The following is a 7,138-nucleotide window of genomic DNA, read 5'->3' on the forward strand; positions in this document are numbered from 1 at the left end:
TAGGAGAACCATGACTTCTGTACTTTTTGTCGTCAGCGCCGCTGACCACTGGACCCTCAACGACGGTTCGCTGCACCCCACCGGCTACTGGGCCGAGGAGCTCGCCGAGCCGCACCGTCTCTTCACCGAGGCCGGCTGGTCGATCACGATCGCGACCCCCCAGGGTGCTGCGCCCACCGTCGACCTGGGCAGCCTGGCGGCCGGAGCCACCGGCGGCGAGGCCCGCTCCGCCGAGTTGCGCAGCTACCTGGAGTCGCTGCCCGCGCTGAAGTCCCCGAGCTCGCTCGACGACGTCACCGTCGCCGACTACGACGTGGTCTTCTACCCCGGCGGACACGGCCCCATGGAGGACCTCGCGGTCGATAAGACCAGCGGCCAGATCATGACCGATGCCCTCACCTCCGGCACGATCCTCGGGGTGCTGTGCCACGCGCCGGCCGCCCTGCTGGCCGCCGAGGCCGAGGACGGCACCTGGCCGTTCCTGGCCTACCGCATGACCGGTTTCACCGACGCCGAAGAGGCCCTGGGCGGACTCGCACCCAAGGCCAAGTGGCTCGTGCAGGCCCGTCTAGTCGAGCTGGGCGCCGACTTCGTCGAGGGAGCATCCTTCGCCGAGCACATCGAGATCGACCGCAACCTCTACACCGGCCAGAACCCCGCCTCCTCGGTCAAGCTCGCCACGGCCATCATCGACGCGGTAGCCGCCCAGAAGTAGCGCCGCCGGCGCCCGTCCCGCGCCCCGCACCACGCAATCTCGCGAAAGCGGTCCTGTGGTCACCTCACTATCCCGAGGTGACCACAGGGCCGCTTTCGTGCGCCTGCCCATCCGCGAACCGTGAGCTGAGCACCTAAAAACGCGAGTTTGAGGTGCTTAAGTCACAGTTCGCGAGGTGGGTGGGCCAGGGCGGCGAGGACGGCGTCGACGTCGGCGGGAGTGTTCCAGAGGTGGAAGGCGACGCGGGCACGACCGGCGCGGCCGGAGGCGGTGATGCCGGCGGCGGTGAGGAGGCCGAGGTTGGTGCCGGCGGGGTCGGCCCAGGTGACGATCGCCTGATTCCGCTGGGGGAGCCCGAGCCCGGCGCAGAGCGCATTGCCGAGGCCCGTGTCATGGGCGTACACCGCGGCCGGGTCGAGCCGGGCGAAGAATTCCAGGGCCACCCTCGTGCCCACCCAGGCCGGCCAGGCCGGAGACACGTCGAAGCGGCGCGCATCCGTGGCCAGCGTCATGGTGGGGCCGTAGCAGGATGCCCACGGGTCGTCCCCGGCGAACCAGCCCGCCTGCACCGGGCGCAGCAGCTCCGCCAGTGCGGGCTGCACGGTGAGGAATGCGGCTCCGCGCGGGGCCCCCAGCCACTTGTAGGCATGGCAGATCGTGGCGTCGAAGTCGCCCGCCGCCACGGGCAGCCAGCCGGTGGCCTGGGTGGTGTCGCAGAGCGTGAACGCGCCCACCTCGGCGGCGGCCGCGCGGATCGCCGGCGCATCCGCGATCTCACCAGTGGCGGACTGCACGAGGGAGAAGGCCACCAGCCAGGTGCGCTCGGTAAGCGAGGTCGCCAGATCGGCCACCGGCACGTGGCGCACGGTGACGCCGCGGTGCTCCTGCTGGAGGAACGGGAACACCATCGAGGTGAAATCCCCGTCGACGCAAACGACCTCGCGGCCGTAGGGCGCGGATGCGGCCAGCACCGCCGCCATCACCGAGGCCTGCGAGCCGATCGCCACCCGGTCAACGGACACACCGACCAGGCCGGCGTACAGCTCACGAGCGCGGTCGATCTCCACCTGGTAGTGCGCGGGGGAGGCCTCGCCGCGAGCCCAGATGTCGGCGTCATCCTGCAGGGCTCGCACGGTCTCGATCGTCGGCCGGCCCGAGGTGCACGCCGCCAGATAGCGGGTCGTGCTGGGGGAGTACTCGGCCCGCGCCGCCGTCAGGCTGAGGATGGCAAGTGGGGCGCTGGGCGGAACGGTGGAGCTCATGCCTCCAGCGTCCCGCGCCCCGATCCATTCGGCAATGCCCAGTGCTCGATCATTCCCATAACGAGCGGTTATGCTTTGCGCATGGCCGACACCGTCCACCGTGCACTCGACGTAGATTCCCACGCCCTGCGTATCGTGCACCGCATCAACGAGCTCGGCTCGATCACCGCCGCGGCTCGCTCGCTCGGCTACAGCCAGCCGGCCGTGAGCCAACACCTCAAACGCCTCGAGGGCCGGCTGGGCCTGCCGCTGGTGGCCAAGGCCGGCCGCGGTGTGCGGCTCACCGAGGCCGGACGCATCCTGGCTCGGCACGCCGCCACCGTGACCCAGGCCCTGGATGCCGCGGCGGGCGAACTCAGCGACCTGGCCGGCCTACGCAGCGGCCGGGTGACCCTCGCCGCGTTCCCCTCCGCCTCGGCCACGGTCATCCCCACCCTGCTGCGCGGGCTCTCGCAACGCCACCCCGGCGTGCAATTGAACTACCTCGAGGCCGAACCGCCCGAGGCCGTGCGGGCCGTGCGCGACCAGGCCGCAGACCTGGCGATCACATTCAGCTACACCGGTGACCAGGCCGACCCGCACCACCAGAGCGCCCAGGGCCTCACCGTGGTGCCGCTCTGGCGCGACGAGATGCTCGTGGTGGTGCCCCGCGACCATCCCCTGGCCGGCCGGGATCGCATCGACCTGGCCCTCCTGGCCGCGGAGCAGTGGATCGGCGGGTGCCCGCGCTGCCGCGCCCACCTGCTCGACCTTGCCGCGCGCAGCGGCTTCAGCCCGAGCATCTCCTACGAGACCGACAACGTTGTGGCCGTGTTCGGCATGGTCGCCGCGGGCCTGGGCGTGGCGCTTGTGCCTGCCCTCGCGATCGCGGCCTCGCCTTTGCCCGCCGGCATCGTGGCCCGGCCCACCAGCGCCGGCGACTTCCGCACGATCCACCTCGTGGGCACCGAGGGCGCGGAGTCGATTCCCGCCATTGCCGCCACCATCCGTGCGATCGGAGAGATCGACGCGGCGCCGTGGTCGCTGTTCGGTGCGGCGGCCGGGTCACATTCCGCACACGCCGCGTTCGGCGCACCGTCAGTAGGATAAGAGCAGTATGTCTACTACAACAGCGCACCCGTTCTCGACCGCAACCGGCACTGATGTGCGTGTGCGGTTCTGCCCCTCGCCCACCGGAACGCCGCACGTCGGCCTGATCCGCACGGCCCTGTTCAACTGGGCCTACGCCCGGCACACCGGGGGCAAGTTCATCTTCCGCGTGGAGGACACCGACGCCGCCCGTGACAGCGAGGAGAGCTTCACCCAGCTCCTGGACGCCATGCGCTGGCTGCGCCTGGACTGGGACGAGGGTGTCGAGGCCGGCGGACCCAACGAGCCGTACCGCCAGTCCCAGCGCTACGACATCTACCGTGACGTGATTGCCAAGCTCATCGAGTCCGGCCACATCTACGAGAGCTTCGCCACCGGCGAGGAGATCGCCGAGCGCAACATCAAGCTCGGCCGAGACGCCAAGCTCGGCTACGACAACTACGAGCGCGACCTCACTGATGCCGAGAAGGCCGCCTTCCGCGCCGAGGGCCGCGAGCCGGCGCTCCGCCTCAAGGTGCCCGACACCGAGCTCTCCTTCGACGACTTGGTCCGTGGCGAGATCACCTTCCCGGCCGGCTCGTTCAGCGACTTCGTCGTGGTGCGGCCCAACGGGCATCCGCTCTACCCGTTCGTGAACCCCGTCGACGACGCGTTGATGGGCGTCACCCACGTGCTGCGCGGCGAAGACCTGCTCTCCTCCACGCCCCGCCAGATCGCGCTGTACCACGCGCTGATCGACATCGGCCTCACCACCTTCGTGCCGCGCTTCGGCCACCTGCCCTACGTGATGGGCGACAAGAACAAGAAGCTCTCCAAGCGCGACCCCGAGTCGAACCTGTTCCTGCACCGCGAACGCGGCTTCATCCCCGAGGGCCTGGTCAACTACCTCTCCCTGCTGGGCTGGTCGCTCACCCACGACCGCGACGTGTTCTCCATCGAAGAGATGATCGCCGCGTTCGACGTCGTGGACGTGAACCCCAACCCGGCGCGCTTCGACCTCAAGAAGGCCGAATCGCTCAACGGCGACCACATCCGCCTGCTCGAGCCGGCCGACTTCGCCGCCCGCGTGGTGCCGTACCTGGTCAACGCCGGTATCGTCACCGAGCCGCTCAGCGACGAGGAGCAGGCCATCCTCACCGCGGCCGCCCCGCTCGTTCAGGAGCGCATCGCGCTGCTCGGCGAGACGCCCGACATGCTCGGCTTCCTGTTCCACAGCGCGGACAAGCTCGAGCACCAGGCGGATGCGCTGGCGTCGCTGCCCAAGAACGCCGCCGAGATCCTCGCGGCATCGACGGCGGCCCTGCGAGGCATTCCCGAAGCGGAATGGACCCACGAGCTCGTGCACAGCACCCTCACCGCAACTCTGATCGAGGGCCTCGGCCTCAAGCCCCGGGTGGCGTTCGGCCCGCTGCGCGTGGCCGTGTCCGGCCGCAAGATCTCGCCGCCCCTGTTCGAGTCGATGGAGATCCTCGGCCAGGCCGACACCCTGGCCCGCCTGGATCGGCTCTCGGCGACCCTGGTGTCATGAGGCCCGACGGTTCATTGAACGCCGGCAGCGATTCTGCTGCCGGCGCCGCTGAAGCGCCCTATGACGTTGTCATTATCGGCGCCGGCCCGGCCGGCCTGGCCGCGGGGCTCAACCTCGTGCGCGCCCGCCGCCGCACCCTGATGATCGACAGCAACCGGCCCCGGCACTCGGCCACCCTGCGTTCGCACGGCTTCATCACCCGCGACGGCGTGCCGCCGCTCGAGCTGCGCCGCATCGGCCGAGAGGAGTACGAGGCCTACCCGGCCGCCGAATTCCACATGGGCCTGGTGCGCACGGTCGAGTCGCTGCCGGGCGCCGACGGGGCGGATGCCACCGTTGCTCGTTTCACGGTGTCCACCAAGGGCATGCGCGGAGAGAAGAACCGCGTGGTCACCGCCCGCACCGTGCTCATCGCCACGGGCCTGGCCGAGACGCTGCCGGCGCTGCCGAGCATCCGCGCCTGGTACGGCACCAATCTGCACAGCTGCATCGCCTGTGACGGCTACGAAGAGGCCGACCGGGCGCTCGCCCTGATCGGCGAGACCGACGACCTTGCCGAGCACGCCCTGCTCATCTCGCAGTGGACCGACGACCTGATCGTCTTCACCAACGGCGTCGGCCAGGTCACCGACGCCGACGAGGCGGCTCTGGCCGCCCGCGGCATCCGCGTCGACCGGCGCGCCCTCACGGACGTCGTGGGGGAGCGCGGTGCCATGACCGGTATCCAGGTCGCCGACGGCGAGTTCGTGCCCAGAACGGGCGGTTTCGTACGACCCCGTTACGAGGCCGCCGCCGCGTTCGCGGGCGCGCTGCACCCGTCCGTGGATGCGTATGGCCTGATCCTTGTCGACCAGCAGGGCCGCACCTCGGTGCCCGGACTCTTCGCCGCGGGCGACACCACCCCGCCCGGACCTGAGCAGTTACTCGTCTCCGCCGGCGAGGGCGCGCGCGCCGCAGTGGCCATCAACCGCGAACTTCTCGGCGCGCTCGCGACACACCCTCGCGTCAATTTGGCTGGTCGCACCGAAGTGGGCTAGAGTTACTTTTCGGCGCGGTTCTCGGACTACGCCATTGGGGTATGGTGTAATTGGCAACACGGATGATTCTGGTTCATTTGTTCTTGGTTCGAGTCCAGGTACCCCAGCAATAACAAAACCCCCGGTCATGCGGGGGTTTTTTCGTTGCAACTCCGTTGTTGATCAATGTCCGAAACCGCTAGAGGCGCGGTGCCGATTCATCTCCCCTCTCATCCTTTGTGCAGGTCAGTGGCCAATTCCTTTTGTTGATTCTATGAGAATCCTGAACAGAGATGAATAAGAACGCGAGGTTCTTGGTTCGAGTCTTCGATAAATGCCCGCTGATCAGGGAATATGTGGCCCGCTGCTGTGGCGCATTAACGCGCCCCGTGGCTTGAAGCCCGGGATCCCGGGGGCGGCGTGACCAGAAATGCGCCAGAAACTCGACTTCGGCTGCTGGTGCCGGGGTCGGCGTGAACAACCCGCCCGGGCGCAGCTGTCCACGGGAGCCGCGTAGGAGCAACGGGTTCAAGCCCCGTTGCTCAACTGGCCGGTGGTGCCGGCCGATCGGCACCACAGTCGGGTGCCGCTCACCGGGTCGAGCATTGAGTTTGGGGGCCACCTGGCGGTGTCGTGGCGGAAGCGGTGCCGCGGGAGGATCGGCGGCCGGTGCTGCCACCGCCAAGGTGAACCTCAACACGGCCGGCCTGTGTCGGGCAGCATGCATCGCCGTACCCAGGCTGCGAAACTCGTCCGTGCTATTCGCCGTATTCACGGGTATCCAAACAGGCTCCGCAGCCCGTGCTGCCCGGCCTTCGCTCGAAAGACCAGTGGGGCGGCGAGTGCGGATGGAATAATCCGGGTATGGATCCAACTCTTGAGGACATGCCGGCCCGGCTACGGCCGACGCTTCAAATGCTTCTAAATACGAGCGCCGAAGATGAACGCATACGTGCCGTTTGGCTGGAAGGCTCGCTCGCGCGAGGATTGGCCGATGACTGGAGTGATCTAGACCTTCACTTGGCGGTGAGGGAACCAGAGAGCTTCGCCGCCACCGACTGGCTTGAGTCCCAGGTACACCTGGTGCTCGCAGACGCAATCCCGGGACTAACAGGATCCTTCATCTGCGTTACTTCTGGCTGGATACACATCGACTTGAATGTGCACCCTCCGGATGGTGAGTTCGCGCCCGAGGACACGCGCCGTGTTCTCTTTGACCGCGATGCACTGATTCGGAACTCCATGACCACTGCCAGTCCTTCCGGTCTGCCGTTCTTTCCTGCACAGGACGTCCAGATCTTCTTGTACGTCCTTGGCCAGTCCGTCGCGTCGGTTCGACGGGGCGATCTCATCGCTCATTCGCAAGCCACAGCCATGATGCGCGACCGCCTACTTGTCAATTTGCTGCTCGCAGAAAACGGGGTTACGTCCCCGTGAGTGGTGTGGTTTCCCGCTCTTGAGTGTTGCTTCGTCAACGTGAAGAGCCACCGTGGGATGGTCAGTGAGTACCGATCAAAGAACTCACAAA

6 protein-coding genes and 1 tRNA gene are annotated in these 7,138 nt (G+C 67.9%); 6 read left to right on the forward strand and 1 reads right to left on the reverse strand.

The window, feature by feature from the left end:
- Window positions 1-10: 10 nt before the first annotated feature.
- Window positions 11-715, forward strand: coding sequence for a type 1 glutamine amidotransferase domain-containing protein (locus E3T61_RS13645; RefSeq protein ID WP_134641377.1), 705 nt, complete (start codon window positions 11-13; stop codon window positions 713-715).
- A gap of 161 nt (window positions 716-876) precedes the next feature.
- On the opposite strand, the gene E3T61_RS13650 is transcribed toward E3T61_RS13645, so the two are convergent.
- Entirely contained in the window at window positions 877-1,977 is a 1,101-nt protein-coding gene (locus E3T61_RS13650; RefSeq protein WP_134641378.1) for an aminotransferase class V-fold PLP-dependent enzyme, read from the reverse strand.
- An 81-nt stretch (window positions 1,978-2,058) separates the two neighbouring features.
- On the opposite strand from E3T61_RS13650, the gene E3T61_RS13655 reads away from it, so the two are divergent.
- The 5 genes from E3T61_RS13655 (at window position 2,059) to E3T61_RS13675 (ending at window position 7,047) form a co-directional block, all read left to right on the forward strand.
- Window positions 2,059-3,066, forward strand: coding sequence for a LysR family transcriptional regulator (locus E3T61_RS13655; protein ID WP_134641379.1), 1,008 nt, complete (start codon window positions 2,059-2,061; stop codon window positions 3,064-3,066).
- Window positions 3,067-3,073: 7 nt separating this feature from the next.
- On the forward strand, window positions 3,074-4,594 hold the full coding sequence (gene gltX / locus E3T61_RS13660) for a glutamate--tRNA ligase (protein ID WP_134641380.1): 1,521 nt from the start codon (window positions 3,074-3,076) through the stop codon (window positions 4,592-4,594).
- Complete coding sequence (locus tag E3T61_RS13665; protein ID WP_134641381.1) at window positions 4,591-5,631, forward strand: NAD(P)/FAD-dependent oxidoreductase; 1,041 nt, start codon at window positions 4,591-4,593, stop codon at window positions 5,629-5,631. Before gltX ends, E3T61_RS13665 begins: the two co-directional genes overlap by 4 nt.
- A 35-nt stretch (window positions 5,632-5,666) precedes the next feature.
- Window positions 5,667-5,738, forward strand: a tRNA-Gln gene (locus E3T61_RS13670).
- A gap of 736 nt (window positions 5,739-6,474) precedes the next feature.
- Window positions 6,475-7,047 carry an aminoglycoside 6-adenylyltransferase gene (locus E3T61_RS13675; RefSeq protein ID WP_134641382.1) on the forward strand — a complete coding sequence of 191 codons (573 nt, stop codon included), beginning with the start codon at window positions 6,475-6,477 and terminating at the stop codon, window positions 7,045-7,047.
- The last annotated feature ends 91 nt before the right edge of the window (window positions 7,048-7,138 follow it).

The organism is Cryobacterium lactosi (assembly GCF_004403945.1).
Taxonomy (GTDB): domain Bacteria; phylum Actinomycetota; class Actinomycetes; order Actinomycetales; family Microbacteriaceae; genus Cryobacterium; species Cryobacterium lactosi.